18 protein-coding genes and 2 pseudogenes are annotated in these 21,918 nt (G+C 71.9%); 8 read left to right on the top strand and 12 right to left on the bottom strand.

Going from position 1 to position 21,918, the window contains the following annotated elements; all coding sequences use genetic code 11:
• The first annotated feature begins 4 nt into the window (after positions 1 to 4).
• Positions 5 to 2,800, top strand: a complete 2,796-nt coding sequence (locus tag AB0F62_RS04855; protein ID WP_361792481.1) for an FtsX-like permease family protein — start codon at positions 5 to 7, stop codon at positions 2,798 to 2,800.
• Between the two features lie 81 nt (positions 2,801 to 2,881).
• Here the strand turns inward: AB0F62_RS04855 and AB0F62_RS04860 are convergent, their stop codons facing one another.
• The 5 genes from AB0F62_RS04860 to AB0F62_RS04880 form a co-directional block, all read right to left on the bottom strand.
• Positions 2,882 to 4,522: a peptidoglycan-binding protein gene (locus AB0F62_RS04860; protein WP_361792216.1), complete on the bottom strand. Its 1,641-nt coding sequence runs from the start codon at positions 4,520 to 4,522 to the stop codon at positions 2,882 to 2,884.
• Between the two features lie 237 nt (positions 4,523 to 4,759).
• The gene (locus AB0F62_RS04865) at positions 4,760 to 5,659 is read right to left on the bottom strand and encodes a hypothetical protein (protein WP_361792218.1); all 900 of its coding nucleotides are present in this window, start codon (positions 5,657 to 5,659) and stop codon (positions 4,760 to 4,762) included.
• Positions 5,660 to 5,733: 74 nt separating this feature from the next.
• Positions 5,734 to 6,159 carry a hypothetical protein gene (locus AB0F62_RS04870; RefSeq protein WP_361792220.1) on the bottom strand — a complete coding sequence of 142 codons (426 nt, stop codon included), beginning with the start codon at positions 6,157 to 6,159 and terminating at the stop codon, positions 5,734 to 5,736.
• 210 nt (positions 6,160 to 6,369) lie between these two features.
• On the bottom strand, positions 6,370 to 7,341 hold the full coding sequence (locus AB0F62_RS04875; RefSeq protein ID WP_361792222.1) for a helix-turn-helix domain-containing protein: 972 nt from the start codon (positions 7,339 to 7,341) through the stop codon (positions 6,370 to 6,372).
• Positions 7,342 to 7,683: 342 nt separating this feature from the next.
• Positions 7,684 to 8,166 (bottom strand): hypothetical protein, encoded by a 483-nt coding sequence (locus tag AB0F62_RS04880; protein WP_361792224.1) that lies wholly within the window; start codon positions 8,164 to 8,166, stop codon positions 7,684 to 7,686.
• 225 nt (positions 8,167 to 8,391) lie between these two features.
• Between AB0F62_RS04880 and ligA the strand changes: the two genes are divergently transcribed.
• Positions 8,392 to 10,413, top strand: coding sequence for an NAD-dependent DNA ligase LigA (ligA, locus tag AB0F62_RS04885; protein ID WP_361792226.1), 2,022 nt, complete (start codon positions 8,392 to 8,394; stop codon positions 10,411 to 10,413).
• 109 nt (positions 10,414 to 10,522) lie between these two features.
• Here the strand turns inward: ligA and AB0F62_RS04890 are convergent, their stop codons facing one another.
• Both AB0F62_RS04890 and AB0F62_RS04895 read right to left on the bottom strand, forming a co-directional pair.
• Positions 10,523 to 11,722, bottom strand: a complete 1,200-nt coding sequence (locus AB0F62_RS04890; RefSeq protein ID WP_361792228.1) for an MFS transporter — start codon at positions 11,720 to 11,722, stop codon at positions 10,523 to 10,525.
• 114 nt (positions 11,723 to 11,836) lie between these two features.
• Complete coding sequence (locus AB0F62_RS04895; RefSeq protein ID WP_361792230.1) at positions 11,837 to 12,943, bottom strand: hypothetical protein; 1,107 nt, start codon at positions 12,941 to 12,943, stop codon at positions 11,837 to 11,839.
• Between the two features lie 274 nt (positions 12,944 to 13,217).
• Between AB0F62_RS04895 and AB0F62_RS04900 the strand changes: the two genes are divergently transcribed.
• Entirely contained in the window at positions 13,218 to 13,724 is a 507-nt protein-coding gene (locus AB0F62_RS04900) for a signal peptidase II (RefSeq protein WP_361792232.1), read from the top strand.
• Positions 13,725 to 13,909: 185 nt separating this feature from the next.
• On the opposite strand, the gene AB0F62_RS04905 is transcribed toward AB0F62_RS04900, so the two are convergent.
• Complete coding sequence (locus AB0F62_RS04905) at positions 13,910 to 14,545, bottom strand: TetR/AcrR family transcriptional regulator (RefSeq protein WP_361792234.1); 636 nt, start codon at positions 14,543 to 14,545, stop codon at positions 13,910 to 13,912.
• Between the two features lie 72 nt (positions 14,546 to 14,617).
• On the opposite strand from AB0F62_RS04905, the gene AB0F62_RS04910 reads away from it, so the two are divergent.
• Entirely contained in the window at positions 14,618 to 15,295 is a 678-nt protein-coding gene (locus AB0F62_RS04910) for a hemerythrin domain-containing protein (RefSeq protein WP_361792236.1), read from the top strand.
• A gap of 165 nt (positions 15,296 to 15,460) precedes the next feature.
• Here AB0F62_RS04910 and AB0F62_RS04915 read toward each other — a convergent pair whose 3' ends face one another.
• A complete protein-coding gene (locus AB0F62_RS04915; RefSeq protein ID WP_361792483.1) occupies positions 15,461 to 16,615 on the bottom strand; it encodes a DUF6596 domain-containing protein in 1,155 nt (384 codons plus the stop codon).
• Positions 16,616 to 16,623: 8 nt separating this feature from the next.
• Positions 16,624 to 17,031 (bottom strand): YciI family protein, encoded by a 408-nt coding sequence (locus AB0F62_RS04920; RefSeq protein WP_361792238.1) that lies wholly within the window; start codon positions 17,029 to 17,031, stop codon positions 16,624 to 16,626.
• 673 nt (positions 17,032 to 17,704) lie between these two features.
• Between AB0F62_RS04920 and AB0F62_RS04925 the strand changes: the two genes are divergently transcribed.
• Both AB0F62_RS04925 and AB0F62_RS04930 read left to right on the top strand, forming a co-directional pair.
• A complete protein-coding gene (locus tag AB0F62_RS04925; RefSeq protein WP_361792240.1) occupies positions 17,705 to 18,424 on the top strand; it encodes a hypothetical protein in 720 nt (239 codons plus the stop codon).
• A gap of 75 nt (positions 18,425 to 18,499) precedes the next feature.
• A complete protein-coding gene (locus AB0F62_RS04930) occupies positions 18,500 to 18,928 on the top strand; it encodes a DUF6210 family protein (RefSeq protein ID WP_361792242.1) in 429 nt (142 codons plus the stop codon).
• 9 nt (positions 18,929 to 18,937) lie between these two features.
• Here the strand turns inward: AB0F62_RS04930 and AB0F62_RS04935 are convergent.
• Positions 18,938 to 19,821, bottom strand: a protein-coding gene (locus tag AB0F62_RS04935) for an IS5 family transposase (RefSeq protein ID WP_361792485.1) whose coding sequence is annotated in 2 segments (ribosomal slippage) — positions 18,938 to 19,476 and positions 19,476 to 19,821 — 885 coding nt in all. Because the reading frame shifts where the segments join, the coding sequence is not laid out codon by codon here.
• A 190-nt stretch (positions 19,822 to 20,011) separates the two neighbouring features.
• Here AB0F62_RS04935 and AB0F62_RS04940 point away from each other — a divergent pair.
• Positions 20,012 to 20,849: pseudogene (locus tag AB0F62_RS04940) on the top strand (helix-turn-helix domain-containing protein).
• Here AB0F62_RS04940 and AB0F62_RS04945 read toward each other — a convergent pair.
• Complete coding sequence (locus AB0F62_RS04945) at positions 20,814 to 21,047, bottom strand: hypothetical protein (protein ID WP_361792244.1); 234 nt, start codon at positions 21,045 to 21,047, stop codon at positions 20,814 to 20,816. The pseudogene AB0F62_RS04940 and the gene AB0F62_RS04945 overlap by 36 nt on opposite strands.
• Before the next feature lie 263 nt (positions 21,048 to 21,310).
• On the opposite strand from AB0F62_RS04945, the pseudogene AB0F62_RS04950 reads away from it, so the two are divergent.
• Positions 21,311 to 21,493, top strand: a pseudogene (locus AB0F62_RS04950) (helix-turn-helix domain-containing protein); the annotation flags it as partial.
• Between the last annotated feature and the right edge of the window lie 425 nt (positions 21,494 to 21,918).

Consider the following 21,918-nt stretch of genomic DNA (forward strand, 5'->3'; position numbering starts at 1 on the left):
CGCCATGATCCTCTCCCAGCTGCGGCGCCATCGGGCCCGCGCGCTGGCGCTGGCCGCCGGGATCCTCGTGGCCGCCACCAGCTTCACCCTGCTCACCTCGACGGTGACCACCAGTCAGGCGCGGACCACCGAGACCGTGCGGAAGAACGCCCGCTCGGCGTACGACGTCCTGGTGCGCCCGCACGGAAGCCGGACCGCCGTCGAGCGCGGCGACGGACTGGTCGAGGCGAACTTCCTGTCCGGGATCTTCGGCGGCATCGACCTGGGCCAGTACGGCCGCATCAAGACGATGCCCGGGGTGGAGGTCGCCGCGCCGGTCGCCAACGTCGGCTATCTGATGGTGCCGGGCACGCTGAAGGTCGACGTGTCGTCCTTCCTCGACGGCGACGCTCCCGCCCAGATGCTGCGCATCAAGCCGACCCTGACCGCCGGGCTGGGCCGCTATCGCACCGCCGACCAGTATGTGTACCTGAGCCGCAACCCCATCGAGCCGTCCACGACCCTCTCCGACTCCACGTTCCCGGGCCTGCTCGAGGAGCACGCGGACCATCGGACCTATCCGGTGTGCTGGTACTACAACCACAACAAGACCGACGTCCACATCGAGCACACCGACGACGGCGGATTCGGGCCCCTCAAGCCCAATCTCATCCGTGAGGACCGCCGCGAGGAGTCGCCGTTCGACCCCGACATGAACACCTGGCTCACCTGCCGGTCGGGACGGGACAAGGCGGTCGCCGAGATCCCGGTCTCCTACCCGGTGCTCCTGTCCGCGGTGGACCCCGCCGCCGAGGACCGGCTCGTCGGTCTCGGACGCGCCGTCACCTCCGGCCGTATGCTCACCGGCCGGGACCAGCCCGTCTGGGGCCGCAAGGAGGGCTGGTCGAACGAGTCCTACTGGACGGTCCCGATGGTGCTGAGCGACCAGACCCTGACCTCCGGGACCGTGAACGCCACCGTGGAACGGCTGGACACCGGCGACCCCGCGACCCTGCGTGCGAAGCTCGGCAGCCCCGCCGCCCACGACTTCGTCAACAACCTGCGCGGAACACCGGTGGGACGAGTCGGCGCCGACCTGGAGCGGGGCTTCCCCGGTAAGTCCCTCTTCGCCCCGCAGGCCGACAGCTACTGGACGGTCGGCCCCGTCGACTACCGCCGCGCCGAGGCCGCCCTGGCCCCGCGCACCCACGCGGACCAGTCCCCCGAGGTGTGGCGCACCAACGCGGACCGCCAGTTCGTCGAGTTCGTGCCCGAGGAGAACACCGGCACCCAGTTCCGCGAGGTCGTCAGCCATCCCGGAACCGCCTGCTGGGGCACCCGGACGTGCACGGACGCGGACTACGGCAGGACACCGGTCCCGTATCTCAACCCGGTCGGCCGCTACGACGCCACCAAGCTCACCGGTTTCTCCTCGCTCTCCGAGGTGCCGCTGGAGACCTACCGCGCGCCCCAGGTCACCGGCGCCGACGAGGCCGGACGGAAGGCACTGCGCGACCACCCGCTGCGTCCCGACCGCAACCTGGGCGGATACCTCACCGCGCCGCCCACCATGCTCACCTCCCTGGACTCGCTCTCCGTCCTCACCAAGAGCCGCAGGCAGCCGACCGCACAGGACAAGGCCCCCATCAGCGCCATCCGCATCCGGGTCGCCGGCGTCACCGGAGTCGACCCCGCCTCCCAGGCCCGGGTCAACGCCGTCGCGGGCCGGATCCGCACCGCGTACCCCGGTCTCCAGGTCGACATCACCATCGGCAGCTCCCCGGCACCGCAGACCATCGCGCTGCCCGGCGCCGACGTCGTCGAGAACTGGACCGCCAAGGGCGTGGCCCTGCGTATCCTCAAGGCCGTCGACGCCAAGAGCGCCGTGCTGTTCGTGCTGGTCCTCGTCGTCTGCGCGCTCTTCCTCGCCCAGGCCGCCCTCGCCTCGGTGCGTTCACGCCGCACCGAGATCGGCACCCTCCGCTGCCTGGGCTGGAGCCCGCCGGAGATCCTCCGGCTCATCCTCGGCGAACTCGTGGCCATCGGCCTGGGCGCGGGCGCCGCGGGCGCCGCGCTCGCCTACGTCCTGGGCCTGGTGCTGAAACTGCCCGACGCGGGCGCCAGGGCGGCACTCGTACCGCCCGTCGCGCTGCTGCTCGCGGTCACCGCCGGGCTGTTCCCGGCCTGGCGCGCCACCCGGCTGCGGCCACTGGACGCGATCACGCCCCCGGTGACCGCCACCGGACGCGCGGCGCCCGTCCGCTCGGTGCTCGGACTCGCCGTACGCAACCTGCTGCGGGTGCCCGGCCGTACCGCGCTCGGCGCGGCGGGACTGGCGCTCGCGGTGGCGGCCTTCACCGTCCTGCTCGCCCTCACCCTGGGCTTCCGCGGCGAGGTGGCCGGCTCGCTGCTGGGCAACGCCGTCGTGGCACAGGCCCGCACCGCGGACTACCTGAGCGTCGCCCTGTCGCTGCTGCTCGGAGCGGCCGGCGCCGTGGACGTCCTGGTCCTGTCCATGCGCGAACGCGCCGCCGATCTCGCCGTCCTGCGCGCCACCGGCTGGACGACGCGCGAACTCGCCCGGCTCAGCTACCACGAGGGCGCTCTGCTCGCCCTCCTGGGCGGCCTCACCGGCGCGGTCGCCGGGCTCGCGACGGTCCTGGCGATCGGGTGGGGCACCCTGGACGGACGCCTTCCGGCCGTGGCCGGGGCCGCGCTGCTCGCCACCCTGGCCGCCATGGCCCTCGTCTGCGCCGCGTTGGCCTTCCCGGTCCGCGTCCAGTCCCGCATCGCCCCCGCCCACCTGCTGGCGGTGGGCTGACGGGGGCCGGGTCCGGTGGGGACGCCGCCGAATCGCGGCGTCCCCGGTGGCGGAGGCGCTGACCGGCCGTGCGGCGACCGGTCAGCGGACCCGGATGAAGACCACGTCGTATCCGTTGTTCGTGCCGCGGTTCTTGATGTAGACGCCGTCCTTCCCTCCGTTGGGGTTGCCGGTGTTGCCCTCGACGGTGGTGAAGGTGGAGCCGCTCACCGTTCTGACGATGCCGATGTGCTCCTGCCCGTCGTCGAAGTCGCTGCCGCCGTTCCAGTCGAAGGCCACGATGTCGCCGGGCTGCGGGCTGGACGTCACCGAGAGGTGGTAGTTGCCGGCCCGTGCCTGCCTGACCCAGCCCGAGACGTAGCTGTTGCGGTAGGAGGTGGCCCCGGTCTGCTTGGCCACCCAGCTCACGAAGACCGCGCACCAGGCGTAGTTGTCGGTGGACAGGGAGAGGCCCACGGACGCCCCGTAGCTGTTCGCCCGGGCGCTGCCCTCGACCGTGCCGACCTCGGCCGCGGCCACCTCGAGGATCTTGCCGTACCCGCCGCCGGGCGGAGGTGACGTCGGCGGGGTGACCACGCCGTACAGGGCGGCCTTGGTGTTCGGGCCGACCCTGCCGTCTGCCGTGAGGCCCTTCTCGGCCTGGAAGTCCCGCACCGCGCTGTCCGTCAGCGGCCCGAACTCGCCGTCGACCGCGAGGTCGGCGCCGTGGTGGTTGAGCAGGCTCTGCAACTCGGTGACGCAGCCGCTGCGCTGGCCCTGCACGATCTCGTTCGGGCACGCGCCGGAGTTCAGGTTGACCGGCGCCGGTGCGCCGCTGCCACCGCCGCCGCCGATGTTGGCGTACAGCGCGGCCTTGGTGTTCGGGCCGACCCGGCCGTCGGCCGACAGGCCGCTCGCGGACTGGAACGACTTCACCGCCGCCAGCGTCAGGGGCCCGAACTCCGCGTCGACGCTCAGATGCTGACCCTTGCCGTTGAGCAGGGCCTGCAGCGTCGCGACGCAGCCGCCGCTCTGCCCCTCCACGATCTCCGACGGGCAGGACGACGACCGCAGGTCCAGGCCCGTGGACGGGGACTCGTCGGTGTCGTAGAGCTCCCGCTTGGTGTTCGATCCGACCTGGCCGTCGACCGACAGCCCGTGCGCGGACTGGAAGCTCCGAACCGCACTCGCCGTCCCCGGACCGAAATCGCCGTCGACGTCGACCGCGTACCCGTGGTGGCGGAGCAGGCGCTGGAGTTCGGTGACGCATCCGCCCTTGTCGCCCTGGACGATGTTCGCGGGGCACGAGGAGGACGTGAGGGTGATCGGCGCCGGTGCCGAGCCCCCGGTCGCGTACAGCTTGGCCTTGGTCTGGGGCCCCACCCGCCCGTCCACGGCGATCGCGGTGGCGGACTGGTACGTGCGGACCGCGTACAGCGTGCCCGGCCCGAACTCGCCGTCGACCGTCAGGCCGGCGCCGTGGGCGTTGAGCAGGTTCTGCAGTTCGGTGACGCAGCCGCTCACCTGACCCTGCACGATCTCCGCGGGACAGGACGTGGAGGTCAGCCTGATCGGTGCCGGGGCCGCCGCCGCAGGACCGGCCCCGATCAGCGTGGCCGCCGACAGGACCGCCGTGATCGCGGCGAACACCACGATCCGGGCGCTCCGGCCCGGCCTCGCGTCCATGACGCCCCGGCGCCGCGCGTGGGATTCGCCGGCGGGAACACGTAATGCGCTTCTCATGACTGCGAAGAATCTCCTTGGACGGATTTCCGGAACTCCGGTCGGACTGATCGGGCAACCCGGGCCGCGCGGGGCGCCGGGCTGCTTCGTGCACGGAGGATCGGGCGTGCCAGGCGCGCACGACGGTGACATCTCGCGCGCGTGCGCACAATGCCGTGCCGCACAACTGGCCGGATTCGATGGGCGCCGGGCGGCCCGTAGTCGGACACGCGCGGGCCGCGCGCACGGCGGGCGCGATCAGGGCGCGGGAAAGGACAGGCGCAGTCCGTACTCTTCCTCGGTGCGGTGGAGTGCGGGAACCAACGTCCTTCGCAGTTCACGGATCCGGTCGGCGTGCTCGTCGACGAAGCGTGTGCGCAGCCGCAGACGCGCCGGTTCGCGGACGGCCTCGACCGGGCGCATGCAGGAGGCGTAGGCATGGCCGAGTTCGCGGTTGACGCGTGGGAGCTCGGCGGTGCCGGCGGAGAGCAGCCGGGAGTCGGCGAGCCCGAAGAACGCGTCCTCGTCGCGGACGTGGAAGCCGTGTCCGGCGAAGCAGTCGGGCAGGGTGCCCAGGGCGCGCACCACGGCGGGATCGCGGCGCAGCGTGGCCAGTGCGCGGAACCACTGCCCCTGGAGCGGGGCGTAGGCGCCGCGGCTCCGGCGGGCGGCCGAGGCGCCCTCGTCGGCACAGCGGCGTACGTCCGCGGGGTCGGCGGACCGGGTGGGTGCGGGGTCGCCGGAGCGGGCCCGAAGAGGGCTGGCCGCGGGGTCGGGAACCTCGGCACTCCGGCCGAAGCCGTGCCGGTCGATGAAGTCCAGGTCAGGGATGTCGGAGAACGGGATGAAGGCGACCGGAACCTGTTCGGGCAGGCCGATCCCGGCGGCGCGCGCGCAGGAGGCCGTGACGGAGCGCGACACCTGCTGCCGGAGGACGTCCAGGCCCTGGATCCAGCGGGTTTCGGCGCCGGTCGCGGGGAAGAGCATGCGCACGGGATCGTCCGGCAGGGTGTGAGTGAGGCCGGCGGGGGCCGCGTGGGCGACCGGAGCGCTGTTCGACGGGCCGGGGCCGGCCGAGCAGGCGACGGCCGACAGGCCGACGGCCGCCGCGGCGGCGACGCCGACCACGCATCGGTACGGGTTCGCCGGACGGATCATCCGGATCGCTCCTCTCCTCCCGCGGCCGGGGGCCGCCGCCTCGCGACGGCCCCCGGTGGAACGCGGGATCGGGGTCAGTGGGTGATCTTGACCGTGTCGCCGCCGTCCAGCCAGCTCGCGACCCCGAACCGGGTGCCGCCCGAGACATCGGTGCACAGCCAGTACCTGGAGTCGTTGATGCTGTGGTTTCCGTCGTAGATCGGGAAGTCGGTCTTGTACCCCCGGGAGCAGGTGAACCAGCTGCCGTCCGAGGAGCGGCGCAGACGGCCGGCGTAGTAGTCGTAGCCGGACGACGTCGTGTCGTCGGAGTAGGTGAGGTTGAGGTCGCCGCACGAACTCGACGACGACTTCACGGCGGTGATGCTGCCCTGGGTCTCGTATCCGGTGTTGAGCGTCGAGGTCACACAGGCCTGCGGGGCGGCCGATGCCGCGGGAGCGAGGGCAAGGCCGGTCGCGGCGGAGACCAGCGCAAGCGCGCCGGAGACGATGGCTCGGTTCATGGATCCCCCAAATCGAGTGCTGTCTTCGGTGGGCGTCGTCCGCCCACACCGGTGGGCTGTGATGCGCCTCCGGGACGGCTGCCCCTCAACCGTGGCCGCCGGTGTCCGGCGTGCCCTGGCGTGTCCCCGAGGTGCGGTGGCGGGTTCAACCCTGCCCGGTGCGGAGCGCGGAGGCATTGCCCTGTGGCGGCAGGGGCTTGACGGTTCGCGTCATGCCTCGGGGGCCGCTGTGAGCTCCTGAAGCTCCCGGGGGCTGATGCCGTAGGCGGCGCGGAAGGTGCGCGTGAAGTGGGCCGGGCTGGCGAACCCCCAACGGGCGGCCGTGGCGTGGATGGGCCGTTCCCGCAACCGGGGGTCGGCGAGGTCGCGTCGGCAGCGGTCGAGCCGGCGGGCGCGGATCCACGCGGCGGGGGCGGTGCCGTGGGGCCGGAAGAGACGCTCCAGCGTACGCGGGGAGATGTGATGTGCCGCGGCGATGTACCCGGGGGTGAGGCCGGGGTCGGCGAGGTGGTGCTGGACGAAGGCGAGGACGCGTTCGAAGAGCACCCCGGAGTCCTCGGCCCGAGCGGTTCGGCCGGGGTCCAGGCGCTGGGCGAGGAGGGCCGTGACCAGGTCCAGGGTGACGGTGGCCAGACGGGCGGCGTCCAGGGGGCCGTACTGCCCCGCGTGGGCGAGGAGGCCGCGCAGGTGGGCCGCGACCAGCGCGCCGGTCCCCGTCCGCCCGCACATCGGCGTGGCCAGCAGGGACCCCACGTCCGCCGCCGGCAGCGGCAGCAGCCCGCGCGGGATGGTCAGGGTCAGGCCCTGCGCGTTGCCGGACTCGGCCCGGAGCACGTTGGTGTGCGGACGCGAGGAGTCGACGAGCACCATGGTCCCGGCCGGCACCACGGCGGAACGGTCTCCCAGCGTCAGGCAGGCCGTCCCCCGTGTGACCAGCCCCAGGTGGTGGACGTCGGGGTCAGACCGGCGGATCAGCCGCGCGGTGCGCCGGGCCTCGAGGGCGGGCTGGTCGAAGAACGCCACCTGCAGGGGACCTGCCTCGACCGCGTGGATGGTCGCGTCGAAGTCGGCTGTGTGGTCGGTGTGGATCTCGAAGGGTGCCACGATCCGCTCGACCATGTCCTGCCAGAGGTCGAAGCGTTCGTGGCACGGTAAGACACGTGTGCTGAGCCTGGTTTCCATTCCCCTGCCCCCAAGGAACGATCCGGTCATGGCGGAAAATCATGTGCATGTCAAGTCCTCCCGTAGGCGGCCGCCCCGGCCGAGGACGGGGACAGCTTTCACGCACCCCGCCCGCGGCCACAACCGCATCCGGGGATTCCGGGACACCGGAACGATTCCGCGCCTCTGATCTGGGCATCCGTGACCGCCCTGGGACGCCGCGGGCGCATGCGCGGAGGGCCGTCCATCACCGTCCATCGCCGCGCACGGCACACGCACTTCTCGCGCAAGCGGCGGAACGCGGGCCTCCGGCCGGCGGATGCTTTCCCGAGCGGGGGCAGCGTGCTCCCCCGACCGGATCGGCTATGCGTTGCCCGCGGCCGGATCGCCGTCGCCAAGCCCCACCCACCAGGTCCCGTCGACCTTGACCAGGACCAGTTCCTGCTTCTGCCCGGTCTTGTCGTAGCTCAGGACGATGTCGTTGAAGTACGGGACCGAGCCTTCGAGCACCGTGGCCTCGACATGGCCACCGGCCCCGTCGGAGTACTCGCGTACGAACTTCTCGGCGTCCTCGCGCGGCTGTTGGTACGCCGGACCCGACAACTCCTCCAGCGCCCGGGCATCTCCCGCCTTGAGCCGCTGTACGTACACCTTGATGAGGGGTTCCACCTCGTCGGCCGTCTCCGCCACGTCCGGATACTCCGATCGCTCGGCCCGGACCGTCACGTCGACCGCCGGCGAGTCGGCGAGCGCGTAGGGCGCCGGGAAGAACACCGTCCGGATCCCGAACGCGATGCCTGCGACGGCCACCAGCAACCCGCCGATCACGAGCGTGCGCTTGCGCATCAGTACCACCCCACCTTGAAACGGCCGCGGTGATCTTCACACAGTCGCGCCCCGTCCCGCGACGGGAATCGCGAAGTCCGTTCAGTGGGCGGCCGACGGCGGTTCGACGTCCGTCGTCCGGCACCCGTCATGCGGACGAACACGCCGTCCGTCACGCGTGCCGGCCCCACCGCGCTGTGCGGCGCCCAGGCGGCAGTGTCAGACCCGTGGTCCAAGATGCGGCACATGACGACAGTTACCGCTGACACGCCGGCCTCCCGCGAGGACTACCACTCCGCCGTGGACACGGCCCTGGCCGCGTGCGCCGCCTACTACGGTGACGGGACGAGCGCGCTCGACGACGCCTCCTACGACCTGCTGGCCGACCGGATCCGCGGCTACGAGCTGGCGCATCCGGAGGACGTGAGACCCGACTCCCCCACCGGCAAGGTGGGCGGTGGCGCGGCCCCGACGGGCGACGTCGCGCACAGCGTTCCCATGCTGTCGCTCGACAACGTCTTCAGTGCCGAGGAACTCGCCAAGTGGGACGCGTCCTTGGCCCGCCGGCTGGGCGGGCCGGTGGAGGGCGGATACGTCGCCGAGCCCAAACTCGACGGGGCGGCCATCGCGGCCCGCTACGTCGACGGACGCCTGGCGCAGCTCGTCACCCGGGGCGACGGCGTCCTGGGCGAGGACATCTCCCACGCGATCGGATCGATCGCCGGTCTCCCCCTGCGGCTGGCCACGCCGGCGACGTTCGAAGTGCGCGGTGAAGTCCTCCTCACCCGGGACCAGTTCGAGCGGGCCAACGCGATCCGGCAGGCCCACGGCGCGAAGGTCTTCTCCAACCCGCGCAACGGCACCGCCGGGACGCTGCGCGCCAAGGACCGCCCGTATGTGATCGAGACGACCTTCTTCGCGTACGGCGTGATCGGTCTGCCCGGTGCGACGCACGAGGAGATGATGGCCGCGGTCGCCGCTGCCGGGGTGCAGACCACGGCCGCCACACCGGCGGGCCTGCGCGTGTATGCCACGGTGGAGGAGGTCCGGCGCCGGGTCGAGGAGATCGCCGCCTTGCGAGCGGAACTGCCGTTCGGCATCGACGGTGTGGTCATCAAGGCGAACGCGGTCGCCGAGCAGGAGGAGGCCGGCTTCGCGACGCGCCACCCGCACTGGGCGACTGCGTACAAGCTGCCCGCGTCCGTCCGGCGGACGCAGCTCCTCGCGGTGGAGTGGAACGTCGGCCGCACCGGCGTGGTCGCCCCGCGGGCCGTGCTGGAGCCGGTGGAGGTCGACGGCAGCGTCGTGCGGTACGCGACCCTGCACAACCCGAGGTTCATCCGCGACAGCGGCCTGATGATCGGCGACACCGTCGGCGTCTTCAAGGCGGGAGACATCATCCCCCGCGTGGAAGCCCCGGTCGTGGAGCTCCGCACCGGCGCCGAGACGCCGATCGCGCTGCCCGAGGCCTGCCCGAAGTGCGGCGGTGAGATCGACACCTCCGGTGAGCGATGGGAGTGCGCGGGCGGCACCGGCGGCGGATGCGGGCTGCTCGCGGCCCTGCGCTACGCGGTCGGCCGCGACCAGCTCGACATCGACGGCCTCGGTGTCACCTACCTGGAGGCCCTGGTCGACAGCGGCGCGGTCGCCGACGTCGGCGACCTGTTCTCCCTCACCCGTGAGCAACTGGTCGACGCGACGCGGAGCGAGAAGCGGGCGGACACCGTCCTCGCGCAGATAACGGCGGCCAGGGCCAAGCCCCTCAACCGGGTCTTCTGCGCCCTCGGAATCGTCCGCACCGGCCGCACGCTCTCCCGGGAGATCGCCCGCCACTTCGGCACCATGGACGCCATCCGGGCCGCCGACGCCGATGCCCTGACAGCGGTCCCGAAGCTCCCCGGTGCCAACGCCCCGAGGATCGGCGCGCACATCGCCGCACTCGGCCCGGTCATCGACAAGCTGGTCGCCGCGGGCGTGAACATGAGCGAACCCTCGCTTCCCGCGGCGGTCGAGGGCGGTCCCCTGTCGGGGGAGATCGTGGTGATCACCGGCGGCATGCACGGCCCGCTCGCCGGCCGGAACCGCACCGAGATGAACGAGCTCGTCACGCGGGCCGGCGGATCCTCCTCGGGCAGCGTGTCGAAGAAGACCACCATCCTGGTCGCGGGCGAGGGTGCCGGTTCCAAGCTCGCCAAGGCCCGGGAACTGGGCACCAGGGTCCTCACCGAGAACGAGTTCGCGGATCTGATCGCCGACCAGCCGGCCTGAACGTCCGGGAGCCGGCCCTCGGTCCTCGTCACCGGGGCGGGGGCCGCGGCCGGGTCGGACAGGCGGCACCGTCTCTCCGGGGGCGGGTCGGGCCCCGCCACCGCCGTGCTCAGTCCGCGCGCGGGGGCCGGCGCAGGAGGAACGCCCCTACGGCGGCCGACACCAGGATCACGTACATCGCGAAGACCACGCCGGCGCCCCGCAGCCCCAGAACGAGGGTGAGAGCGCCGACGCCGACCACCGGCACGGAGATCCCGACGTAGGCGACGACGAAGAAGGCCGAGATCGTCGCGCCGCGGTGCTCGTCGGGAGCCACCGCGCTCACGCTGGTGAGGCCCGCGCGGAACGACATGCCCTGGCCGAGGCCGCCGACCAGGGCGCCCACGACCAGCACCGGGAGGGACTCGACCACCAGCGAGAACGCCACGACGGCCATACCGGCCGTCAGGACCAGGCAGCCGAACGGCAGCGCCCGCCGCACGCCCAGACGGCCCATCACCATCTGCCCCGCGGTGGAGGAGCAGAACACGGAGAAGACGACCAGGCCGGTGGCGGCCAGGTTGTGCTCCCCCAGTGTCTGCGCGAGGAAGCTCGGCGCCACCGCGGTGAACAGTCCGAGCAGGGAGAAGCCGGCGAACGCCGCCAGCCCGGCCGGCACGAACGCCGAGCGCGTCTGCGGCGGCACGACCATGCCCTGAGGGCGCAACGGGGGGCGCGGAGTACCGGCCGCCACCGTCTCGGGCAGCACACGGGTGACGGCGAAGGCCGCCACCAGGAGGACGATGTGCACCAGGAACGGCAGCCGAAGGGGCCATGGTGCGTACTGCGCCAGCAGTCCCGACAGCAGCGGTCCGCATCCGAGGCCGCCCATGTTCGCGGCGGTGGCCGCGAGTCCCGCCCGTGCGCGCAGGGCGGGGGGCGCCAGCTCGAGTACGGCGGCCGTCGCGGCCCCGCTGAGCAGACCCGCGGAGAATCCCGAGAGCAGCCGTCCGACGAACAGCAGCGGCAGCCCGTTCTGGAAGAGGAAGCACACCGCGCTCAGCAGCGACAGTCCCAGTGCGGACAGCAGCACCGGCTTCCGGCCGAGTACGTCGGAGAAGTCGCCGGCGATCAGCAGCGCGGCGATCACGCCGATCGCGTAGACCGCGAAGACCACGGTGACGACCAGTTCGGAGAACCCGATCTCCTCCCGGTAGAGCCCGTACAGCGGTGTCGGCAGCGTCGTCCCCGCCATGCCGACCGCGAAGACGGCCGCAGCCGCGATGTACGCGCCCCGGGCACCACGATTCCCGGCGGCCGGCTTGATCACATCCACAAATCTAGCCTGACGCCCCATCAGCCCGATCGCCCGCGGAGCCCACCGGGCGTGTCCCCAGGGCCCGGACCGGACCTCGGCGCTCCCGCCCACGGCGTGACGGCGGGACTAGAGAAGGCCGCCCCGGCGGTGCTCCAGGATGGTGTCGAGCATCTCGCGCAGCCACGGGCTGCGGACGGCCGGCAGCCGGACCAGGGCGTACCGGAACGCTTCCAGGTCGATCCAGAACGGGCGATGGGGGCGCCGCACGGGAGGATCGTCGCGGAGGGCTCCGTCGGGCAGGCCGCCCGACGTGGGGACGGGCAGGTCCGGCTCGGGCGAGACCAGCCAGAGCCACACCCCGAACGGCAGCGGCACCGGGTACGCCGAGGCGGCCCGACCGGCCGGGGCCCAGGCCTCCCCCGTCTGCGGATGGGCCGGTACGAGGAGGATGGCGGCGTCCTCGTCGGGAGCGGGCAACCCCGGGCCGGCCACCACGGCGCGCCGCACCGGTGGACCCGCGGGCAGGAGGGCGTCCAGGGCACGTTGGAAGACTTCCGCGACCAGGCCGTCCGGCACCGTCACCCACCGGCCCTCCGAGGCCACCAGCAGGTGGGCGAGCGCCCGGCCGGCCGCGACCTCCCACTCGGGACTCCAGGACCACCGATAGTCACCGTCACCCCACGCCCCCCACCTGGTCATCGGCGCGACCGGGCGCGTCGCCTTCCCCTCCGCCATCACCTGCGCCCAGGAGAGCGGTTCGGTGCCGGCACCACCGACGGGGTGACGGCGAACGGCGTCCGGGGCGAGCCACACCGCCTGCCAGAGGGAGCAGTCGTCGATCCGGCTCGCCACGGGCAGGCCGCACGCCTCGCAGGCCATGTTGGGGCCGTCACCCCCGTCGAGTCCGCAGCAGTAACCACCGCCCATCTCCGGGATCAGCACAGTGCCGCGAGCGTCTCCGGGGGCGATGACGACCGCACCGGGCGCGCCATCGGACAGGGCGTGGACGGGTCCATGGACACCGCGGGCGGCCGCCTCGTCCGGATCGATCTCGTCCCATCGCCGCCACGGCGGCCCCCAGGGCTCGGGATCGACGGCGAACGTGCCCGGTTCCATGAGCACCGGGAGCTGGAGCCCGTTCCCGTACTTGTGGCGGGCGTGGACCGGCAGGGCGACCTGGGACAACGGGACGGTCAGCTCGGCGCCGCACCCCGCACACACGAAAACGAACAAACGTCCTCCGCTGGGAAACGGGGACATCATCGCAGTTCGGCGGCGGCCCGCCCATCGGTTTCCGGAAGGGGCCGGGAAAGCCGGTCACCCGTCACTCCACCCGCGTGTCCGGAGACGTCGGTGACCGGACGGCGATCGGAGCGCCGCGCGGGGCCGACCGCGGCCGTGCCCCGGCCCTCGCGCGCGGCGTGCGCCGACGCTCCGGGCGCCTGCTCAGCCGCCGGGAGCTGCGCGTACGCTCGGTGCGGAACGGTCGGCGATCAGGAGGTGGGCGGTGCGGCGAACGCATCTGCTGTGGACCATCGCGGCGGCAGGACTCGCCGTGGACCAGATCACCAAGGCGATCGCCGCGGTTGCCGTCGAGGGGCACGAACCCCGTGACGTCCTGGGCGGCGCGGTGACCTTCGTCGCCTTCCGGAACTCCGGGGCCGCCGGCTCCTTCGCGCCCCGCGCGACCCTGGCCTTCACCCTCGTGGCGATCGTCGTCCTCTTCCTCATCGCGCGGGTCTCCCGCTCCATACGGTCCACGGGCTGGGCGATCGGCCTCGGACTGATCTTCGCGGGCGCCGGCGGCAACCTCACCGACCGCATCTTCCGCACCCCGGGATTCGGCCGTGGCGCCGTGCTGGACTTCATCCAGATCGGGGACTCGGGGATCTTCAACCTCGCCGACCAGTGCGTGACAGCGGGTGCGGCGGTCGTCCTCATCCAGACCTTCCGCGGTGTCCCCATGCGCGCCGCCGTCACGGGCGGCATCGGAAGTCGCGCCCTGGAGCGGTGACGCGCGACGTCCGTGCCGCCCGGCCCGGAACGCTCGTCCTTCCCCCTCCTCCGTACGACGACGACCGCCCGCGCCGCCAGGCCGGCACCCGGACCTTCCGCGGCTCCCCCCGACCACCCGACCCCGCCGCGTGGCGGGCACCGCTGAGCCTGCCGGAGTGCCGTCGGTGACCGTCCGCCGTGTGCCTACGCCCGGGCGCCGGGCTCCTTGAGCAGGGCGCGGCGGGCCGCGTGGGTGATCCAGTCCTGGGCGCGGTCGAACGACCAGGCGCGTTCGCCGACCAGGGTGATCCAGGCGTGCGGGCCGAGGTGGAACCACAGCAGGTCGGTGGCATCGGTACGGCTGAGGTCCGGTCGGAGTGCGTCGAGTGCCACGAGACGGTCGGCCACGCCCGTGAGCTGCTGGACGTAGCCGTCCGTCCCCTTGTCGAGCACGGCCTTGACGGCGGGTTCCCCCGGCGGGTCGCGGTAGAACAGGCCGTAGACGAGATCCCAGTGGCGTTCGTGGGTCAGCCGGGTGCCCTGGGCGGTCAGTTCGATGACGGCGCACGGGTCGTCGCTCGCCTGGACCGCGGTCAGGGTGTCGTCGATGGCGGGGTCCGTGAGGGCCGGCTCGAGCAGGGCGGTGAGGATGCCGGGCTTGTTCCCCACGCTGCTGTAGACGGTGGGGACGGCCACGCTCGCCGCCTCGGCGATGTCCCCGATGGTCACCCCGGCGTATCCGCGGGCCAGGAAGAGCGTGTGCGCGCTGCTCAGGATCGCTTCGCGGGTGGCGGCCGCCGAATGGGCGCGGCGGGGCGAGTGGTACTTCCGGGTGGTCACCGACGCATTGTAGCCCGCCACGGTAAGTCACTATATTGACAATAAAGAGTTCTAATGAATACGTTCGAATACATGACCACTGCACTTCCCCACGCCGACGAGCCCATGGCCGTCCTCGAGACCCGGCTCGCCCACGGCGTCCACCGGACGGCCACGACGTTGCTGGCCGAGGCCGCACCGCGCCCCTCGGTCCCGCTGGGGGCCCTGGCGCAGCTCCGTGACTTCCTGGTGGAGAACCTGCGTCATCACCACGAAACCGAGGACCACGACCTGTGGCCGCGGATCGTGGCGGCGTCACCGGCCGCCGCCCAGGGCCTGGACGCCCTCAGCGAGGAACACGTGCGACTCGACGCCGCGCTGGACCGGCTCGCCGCCGTGGCCATCGGCGACGACAGCACGCCCGCGGGCGCGGGCACCGCGGATGACGAGGTCCGCGCGGCGCTGCACGGTGCGGCCGCCGCCGTACGCGACGCGATCCACGACCACCTCGGCCACGAGGAGCCGATCCTCTTCCCCGCGCTGCGCGACCACGTCAGCCCCGAGCAGTGGCAGGACTTCTCGCAGAAGGTCATCGCCACCACCCCGCCCGTGGCCGGGCACCTCATGATCGGCTTCCTCGATGAGGTCGGCACCCCGGCGGAGGTGGCACAGATGCTCGCGGCGCTGCCCGAGCCGCTGCACCCGCTCATCCCCGCCCTGCGCCTGCAGGCCGCCGAGGACCTGCGCGTCCTGCGCGGGTCCGGCTCCTGACCGGCGCCACCGCCGCCGTCCGGTGGCGATCGGGGTCGCGCCGGTCGGCAGCGGCGGCGCCCTGACGGCCGCCGCCGCGCCCCGGGAGATCCGTGCTCTCGCGCGACTCCTCCGAAGACCCCGGCGGTCGCCGCCCGATCAACGGCACGGGCGCCGATGACGGTGTCACCTGTCGCGCCGGAGCCGTCGGGCGTTGAGCCGGGCGGCCTGGCGCGTCAGGTGGTCGCGCTCGGCGAGGTTGGACGCCTTGCGGGCCGCCTCGGCGTACAGCCGTGCCGCCGTCGCCAGGTCCCCGTCGCGCTCGTGGAGGTATGCCGCCACCGCGGCGTGGCGCGGCAGCGAATCGTCCACCTCGGCAAGCGCCGCCAGACCGGCGCGCGCTCCGTCGGCCTCGCCGACGGCCACCGCCCGGTTGAGCCGGACGACCGGGCTGTCGGTCAGGCGCGTCAGCTCGTCGTACCATTCGACGATCTGCACCCAGTCGGTCTCCTCGGCGGCGGGCGCGTCGGCGTGCAGCGCCGCGATGGCGGCCTGGGCCTGGAACTCGCCCAGCCGGTCGCGGGCGAGGGCCGCCTGCAGGATCCCGACGCCTTCGGCGATCGCCCCGGTGTCCCACCGGCCGCGGTCCTGCTCGGCGAGCGGCACCAGGCTGCCGTCGGGCGCGGTCCGGGCGCCGCGCCGGGCGTGGTGGAGCAGCATGAGGGCGAGCAGCCCCGCCGCCTCCGGGTGGTCGATCGCGGCGGCGAGCTGCCGGGTGAGCCGAATGGCCTCGGTGGCGAGGTCGACGTCGCCGGAGTAGCCCTCGTTGAAGACCAGGTAGAGGACGCGCAGCACGGTGGCGACGTCGCCGGGCTGGTCGAACCGTACGCCGGAGACCGTGCGCTTGGCCCGGCTGATGCGCTGCGCCATGGTCGCCTCGGGCACCAGGTAGGCCCGGGCGATCTGCCGGGTGGTCAATCCGCCGACGGCGCGCAGGGTGAGCGCGACCGCGGACGACGGGGTCAGCGACGGGTGGGCGCACAGGAAGTAGAGCCGGAGCGTGTCGTCCATCGCGGGCGCGGGTCCGGGTGTGGGCTCCTCCTCGACGAGGTCCTCACGCCGGCGGCGGGCGGCGTCCGCCCGGGTCGCGTCGAGGAACCGGCGCCAGGCCACGGTGACCAGCCAGGCCTTCGGATCCCGCGGAGGGTCGGCCGGCCAGACACGGACCGCCTCGACCAGCGCGTCCTGAACGGCGTCCTCGGCCGCCGCGAAGTCGGCTCCGCGGCGGACGAGGATCCCGAGCACGCCCGGTGTGAGGCTCCGGAGCAGTGCCTCGTCCATGGAGCAGGTCACTCGGTGATGGTGGGCGGCGCCGCGAGGAACGGGCGCAGCTCCAGCCACTCGTGGATCGGCTTCCCGCCCGCGCCGGGGGCGGCCGACAGCTCCCCGGCCAGTTCGACGGCGCGCTCGTAGCTGTCCACGTCGATCACCATCCACCCGGCGATGAGGTCCTTGGTCTCGGCGAACGGGCCGTCGGTGACCGGGGGCCGGCCCTCGCCGTCGTACCGGACGAACGTCCCCTCGGGGGCGAGCGCCTGACCGTCGACGAACTCGCCGGTCTGCTCGAGCCGGGCCGCGAACTCGTGCATGTACCGCATGTGGTCCGAGATCTCCTCCGGCGTCCACTGGTCCATCGGCACGTCGTTGACCGCGGCGGGAGCCCCGCGGTAGTGCTTGAGCAGCAGGTACTTGGCCATGGTGTGTCTCCTCGGTGCTGGTGCGCCCATTGTGGTCGCGTTCACCACGGGGACGGAGCCGGCCACGGGTTCTCGACATCGTCGGCGAAGATTCTTCCCGGTTCTCGTGGAGGGGCCCGGACGAGCCGCCGCCCGGCGGTCGCCGCCGGTCGTGGAGAGCCTGCCGCGTGACGTGGGCCCCGCCTGACCCGGCGGGTCCGGCTGCCGGCGGGCGCCCCGCCGGTACGCGCCGGCGCGAGGCCCGTCAGCGGTGCCGGCCGCCCCCACGGGCACCTCCACCAGCACCACCACCGCTCCGGCCGCGCTCCTCACGAGGGTTCACGAGGTGAGCACGGTGGACGGCCGGGGCGAACCCGTTGCCGCCGGGCCCTTGCGCGGTCCGGTCTCCCGCGGTCCGTACCGCGACCCGTGGCGGCCCGGGCCGCCACGGGTCGGGGTACGCGGCGAACCAGTCGCGCCGCGGTTCCCCGGAGGCGCGTTGATGCCGCCGGGCGCGGTGCGCACATTCGTGCCGCCCCTGACGCATCCAGGGCGACCAGGCTGGGCATATCTACGCATATTAGGCATGGTCGGCACCTTCGGCTGGTTCCGCCGCCTCGTGCGCATCGGCGCCGTGGCGGTTGTCACTGGGTGGGGTGGGCATGTGGGCATAGTTCAGGCGATCTTGATCGTCGTGGCCCTCTCCCTCGCGGGGGTGGGGTGGCGGCTCCGCCGGTATCCCGGCGGCTGGAGCTTCGCGTTCTCCGACCGTCACCACGAGGACAGGGAGGCCCTGGACCGCGCGCGGCGGGCCGTTCGGCACCTGCGGGGCCAGGCGCGACGGGAACTGGCGACGGCCCGGAGGCACGTGGCGCGAGCCGATCGTTCCCATCGGCGCAGGGTGGACAACGCCGCGCGGAGAATCGCGCGGCTGCGGCAGCCCGGCAACGGCCGCTTCATCTCGCTGCTGGGGAAGGTATCCCTGTACGAGCACGCGATCGTCATATCCGGGCCGAAGCCGAAGGCACTGCCCCTGGACGGGATGCAGGTGCGGTTCGAGCACAGCCCGGTGGGCCACCACATCTACCTCAGGCGGCCGGACGGGGTGCATCTGGAGTCCTATGCGACGGCCCGGCACACCGAGGAGAGCGTGCGCGGCTTCAGTGTCCGCATCGAGAACCAGGTCGCCAAAGAGGACGGGTTCCGCACGGAGCTCACCGCGTCGGTCAAGAAGGCCGAGGACGAACTCACCTCGGTGCAGGCGGACACCCGCTCCACGGAACAAGCCCGCCGCCGACTGAACACGGTGACGGCCCGTCAGAGCCGCGACACGGTACTCGCCGCGGCGCTCGCCCGACTCGACGCCGCCCGGGACCAATGGCAGTGCCTCACCGGCCGCCGCCCGCCGTGCTAGGTCGTGTCTCGTAATTGATCTTGCAGGGGTGATATGTCGTTGAGCTCGTGGTCGACAGCCCGGAAGACTGTCGCCATGAGCTCTCGACGCTTCGTCTTCCTCGACCCTGACGGCATCAGTGCCGGCGACTGGCTGCATGTGGTTGTCGAGGCGAAGACCGGGGTTGTCTATCAGCAGCAGTACGGCGGAACGGCTTGTCGGCAGGGGCAGGTCGAAGGTTTCCTGGTGCCGTTGTTCGGCCCTGATGAGCTGGACGCCTTGCGTCAGCTGTTTGAGAAGGACTTCCGTGGTGCCGGCACCTGGAACTACGCGTGGCCAGATGACGAGCTGGACAAGCTCCGCGAGATCATCGAAGCCATTCGCTACTGGGCATCTGATGGGGCCACCGAGGAGCCACATGCTCTCCGACTGGATGAGAGCCGTATCCGTGAGGCCGATGAGGCCTGGGTGCGGGTGATCACCCCGGACGGCCCGGGAGTGCTGGTGTGGTTCAACTCGGACTGAACACGGTGATCAGCCGTCTGCCCTGAGCCAGAGGACCAGTGCCGCGATGACGACCCCGGCCTGGTAACGGGCCGCCAATTTGTCGAACCGGGTTGCCACGGCACGGAACTGCTTCAACCGGGCGAAGCACCGCTCGACGACGTTCCGCCCCCGGTAGGCGGTCCTGTCGAAGGCCGGTGGCCGGCCACCCCTGCCCGCACGGCGAGCTCGGTTGGCGACCTGGTCCCGGCGCTCGGGGATGGTCGCCTTGATGCCGCGGCGCCGCAACAGGTGGCGAATCTTCCGGGACGAATATGCTTTGTCCGCCACCACCCGGTCGGGCTTCGTGCGCGGGCATCCGAGGCCGGTCCGCGGAATGCGGATTGCCTCCAGCACAGCGGGGAACATGGTGCACTCTGCCGTGTTCCCGGTGCTGAGCACGATCGACAGAGGCAGCCCCCGGCCGTCCACCGCCATGTGGACCTTGGTCGTCAGCCCGCCCCGGGACCGGCCGAGCGCCTCGCGACGCGCGACAGCTGCCGGATCTTCTGATTCGTCCCCACCTTCAGCCCCTTTTTGCGGGCGCCCGCTGCATGCTGATGCGCCCGGGCGACCGTGGAGTCGATCGAGACCGTCCACTCCACGGCGCCCGCCGCGTGGTTACGGACCTGGGCCTCCTGCAACAGCCTGGCCCAGGTGCCGTCTTTCTCCCACTGGGCGAAGCGCCGATAGACGGTCTGCCATGGGCCGTATCGCTCAGGAAGGTCGCGCCAGGGCGCACCAGTACGGAGCCGCCACAGCACCCCGTTCACGACCTGCCGATGGTCTCGCCACGGACGTCCAGCACCTTCGCTCTGCGGAAGCAGCGGCTCTATCCGCGACCACGCCGAGTCCGTTATCTCTCCTCGCCCCACCACAAGATCAATTATGAGACACGACCTAGTGCCGCATCAGGCAACGTTTGCCCTCTTGTGATGTGACGCGCCGCCTGGGTGATCGCTGCGGCAGTCGCGGGCCGCCACGCTGTGCGGGTGGCAGAACGCGTACGGGCTGCGAATCATCCGCAGAGGGACCGGCTCGGTGGTTACCTGGCGGCGCGCACAGATGCTCCTGCTGTCCGCGCAGCGCATGCCGGTGGCGAAGATTGCCGAGGTGACGTTCACCAGCCCGGACCGGGTCCGGGATGTGATCCACGACTTCAACAACGACGGCTTCGAGGCGCTCTACCCGAAGTACAAAGGCGGACGCCCGAGGACCTTCACCCTGCCCGAGCGCCGCGAGATCAAGAAGATCGCCAAGTCCAAGCCGGCCGAGCACGGACTGCCGTTCTCGACTTGGAGCCTGGCCAAGCTGGCAGACTTCCTGGTCGCCGAGGCGGTGGTCGACGACATCAGCCACGAGGGCCTTCGGGTTCTGCTCCGCGAAGAGGGCGTCTCGTTCAATGCGTGAAGACCTGGAAGACCTCCCGCGACCCCGACTACGAGGCCAAGAAGGCCCGGGTCGAGCACCTCTACGCGATCGCCGAGGACGGCGAGCCCACCGTCATCTTCTGCGTTGATGAGTTCGGGCCGCTCAACCTGCAGCCCCACCCCGGACGGCAATGAGCCGAGCGCGGCGGCACACACAAAGACCCTGAGCGCGGTCCCAGGCCGAGGCGACGGGCGAACTGCACCCGACCACACGGGGGTCAGGCACCTGTTCGCCGCCTACGACCCGGGCACGGACAAGCTCTACGGGCACATCAAGACGACCAAGAACCGCTCGACGTTCCTGGAGTTCTGCCGCCCAGTTCACCGCCCTGCGCTACTTCATCCTCGACGGCACCGACCACGACAGCCGCAAAGAACAGGGCAGCATGATCCGCCGCTACATCATCTGGCGGAACCGCCACGCCAACGACAACCGCCTACGGCAGGTCGTCGCCAAGATCAACGTCGCCTGAACCCAGCCCCCGCGAAACAGCCGCGACTGCCTCTGCGACATCTGAGGTCACCACCCGATCATCGGCCTCAACCAGGAACGGCGGCTGACCATCCGGGCCGGTATCGAGCTGGACGCGATCCAGGATGGCCGCATCACCCAGGTAGTACACGTTGTCGTCATCATTGGCGTGCGCGACCGCCAGACGTTCGATGATCAACCCGGGCACAGTGTGACGCACCCCCGCGAAAACCTGATCGACCAGCCCACCGGTCAGATCACCGGGTCCCCACGATCGGGTGCGACTCGAAGCTCTCCCCATAGCGCCGAGTATGGCAGTGTCCAGCCCAGCAACAGCAGGGCGAACGTTGCCTGATACGGCGTAGTGCTGTGAACTCATCGGTTCGCCGGGGCAGTACCAGTTCGGTGCGCTAGCGGCGGGCGACGCTGCTGCCGGCGTCCGCCGGCGGGAACCGGGTGCCGGTGATCGCCCAGCTGGTCCAGACCGACGAGGACACGGTGCGCGATGTGATCCACCGGTTCAACGAGATCGGCCTGGCCTGCCTGGACCCTCAGCGGGCGGGAGGCCGTCCCCGCCCGCTCACCCCTGACGACGAGGACTTCGTCGTCCAGACGGCCACCACCCGCACCACCGCACGCGGCCGGCCCTTCACCCGCTGGTCCCTCCGCAAACTCGCCGTCTGCCTACGCAAAGTCCACGGACGCGTCATCCGCATCGGCGCGGGAGGCATCGCTTGCCATGGGCTTGCAGGCCAAAGGAGTTCGGGGCTGCCGATGGTCAACGGCAGCCCCGTACACCGGCGCATCCGTCTGCATGACAGCGGTTCATTCGAGTCGGCATCCATCCACATGGCCGCCTCGTCAACTCGGCGGTCGGCCGCGTGCGGAAAGATGTGTCACTTTCGAACAGATGGCGCACGGCGGGAGCCTGAGTTCTGGGCGTACTACGGTAACCGTCTGCCGGCGCAGGCTCCGGCTCGAGCCGAGTCCGGTGAGTCTTTGTCCTCCGGACGGAGACAAGGGCAAGGCGTGCCGGGACGCCGCGCGCGGGCCTTGGGCCAGAGGTACCG

The organism is Streptomyces sp. NPDC026673 (assembly GCF_040638135.1).
GTDB lineage: Bacteria > Actinomycetota > Actinomycetes > Streptomycetales > Streptomycetaceae > Actinacidiphila.

Excerpts from the sequence above, each read along its gene's own strand:
- AB0F62_RS04860 (WP_361792216.1), bottom strand. The coding sequence starts at position 4,522 with ATGAGAAGCGCATTACGTGTTCCCGCCGGCGAATCCCACGCGCGGCGC.
- AB0F62_RS04910 (WP_361792236.1), top strand. The coding sequence starts at position 14,618 with ATGACCACTGCACTTCCCCACGCCGACGAGCCCATGGCCGTCCTCGAG.
- AB0F62_RS04930 (WP_361792242.1), top strand. The coding sequence starts at position 18,500 with ATGAGCTCTCGACGCTTCGTCTTCCTCGACCCTGACGGCATCAGTGCC.
- ligA (WP_361792226.1), top strand. The coding sequence starts at position 8,392 with ATGACGACAGTTACCGCTGACACGCCGGCCTCCCGCGAGGACTACCAC.
- AB0F62_RS04870 (WP_361792220.1), bottom strand. The coding sequence starts at position 6,159 with ATGAACCGAGCCATCGTCTCCGGCGCGCTTGCGCTGGTCTCCGCCGCG.
- AB0F62_RS04920 (WP_361792238.1), bottom strand. The coding sequence starts at position 17,031 with ATGGCCAAGTACCTGCTGCTCAAGCACTACCGCGGGGCTCCCGCCGCG.
- AB0F62_RS04855 (WP_361792481.1), top strand. The coding sequence starts at position 5 with ATGATCCTCTCCCAGCTGCGGCGCCATCGGGCCCGCGCGCTGGCGCTG.
- AB0F62_RS04865 (WP_361792218.1), bottom strand. The coding sequence starts at position 5,659 with ATGATCCGTCCGGCGAACCCGTACCGATGCGTGGTCGGCGTCGCCGCC.
- AB0F62_RS04880 (WP_361792224.1), bottom strand. The coding sequence starts at position 8,166 with ATGCGCAAGCGCACGCTCGTGATCGGCGGGTTGCTGGTGGCCGTCGCA.
- AB0F62_RS04875 (WP_361792222.1), bottom strand. The coding sequence starts at position 7,341 with ATGGAAACCAGGCTCAGCACACGTGTCTTACCGTGCCACGAACGCTTC.
- AB0F62_RS04915 (WP_361792483.1), bottom strand. The coding sequence starts at position 16,615 with ATGGACGAGGCACTGCTCCGGAGCCTCACACCGGGCGTGCTCGGGATC.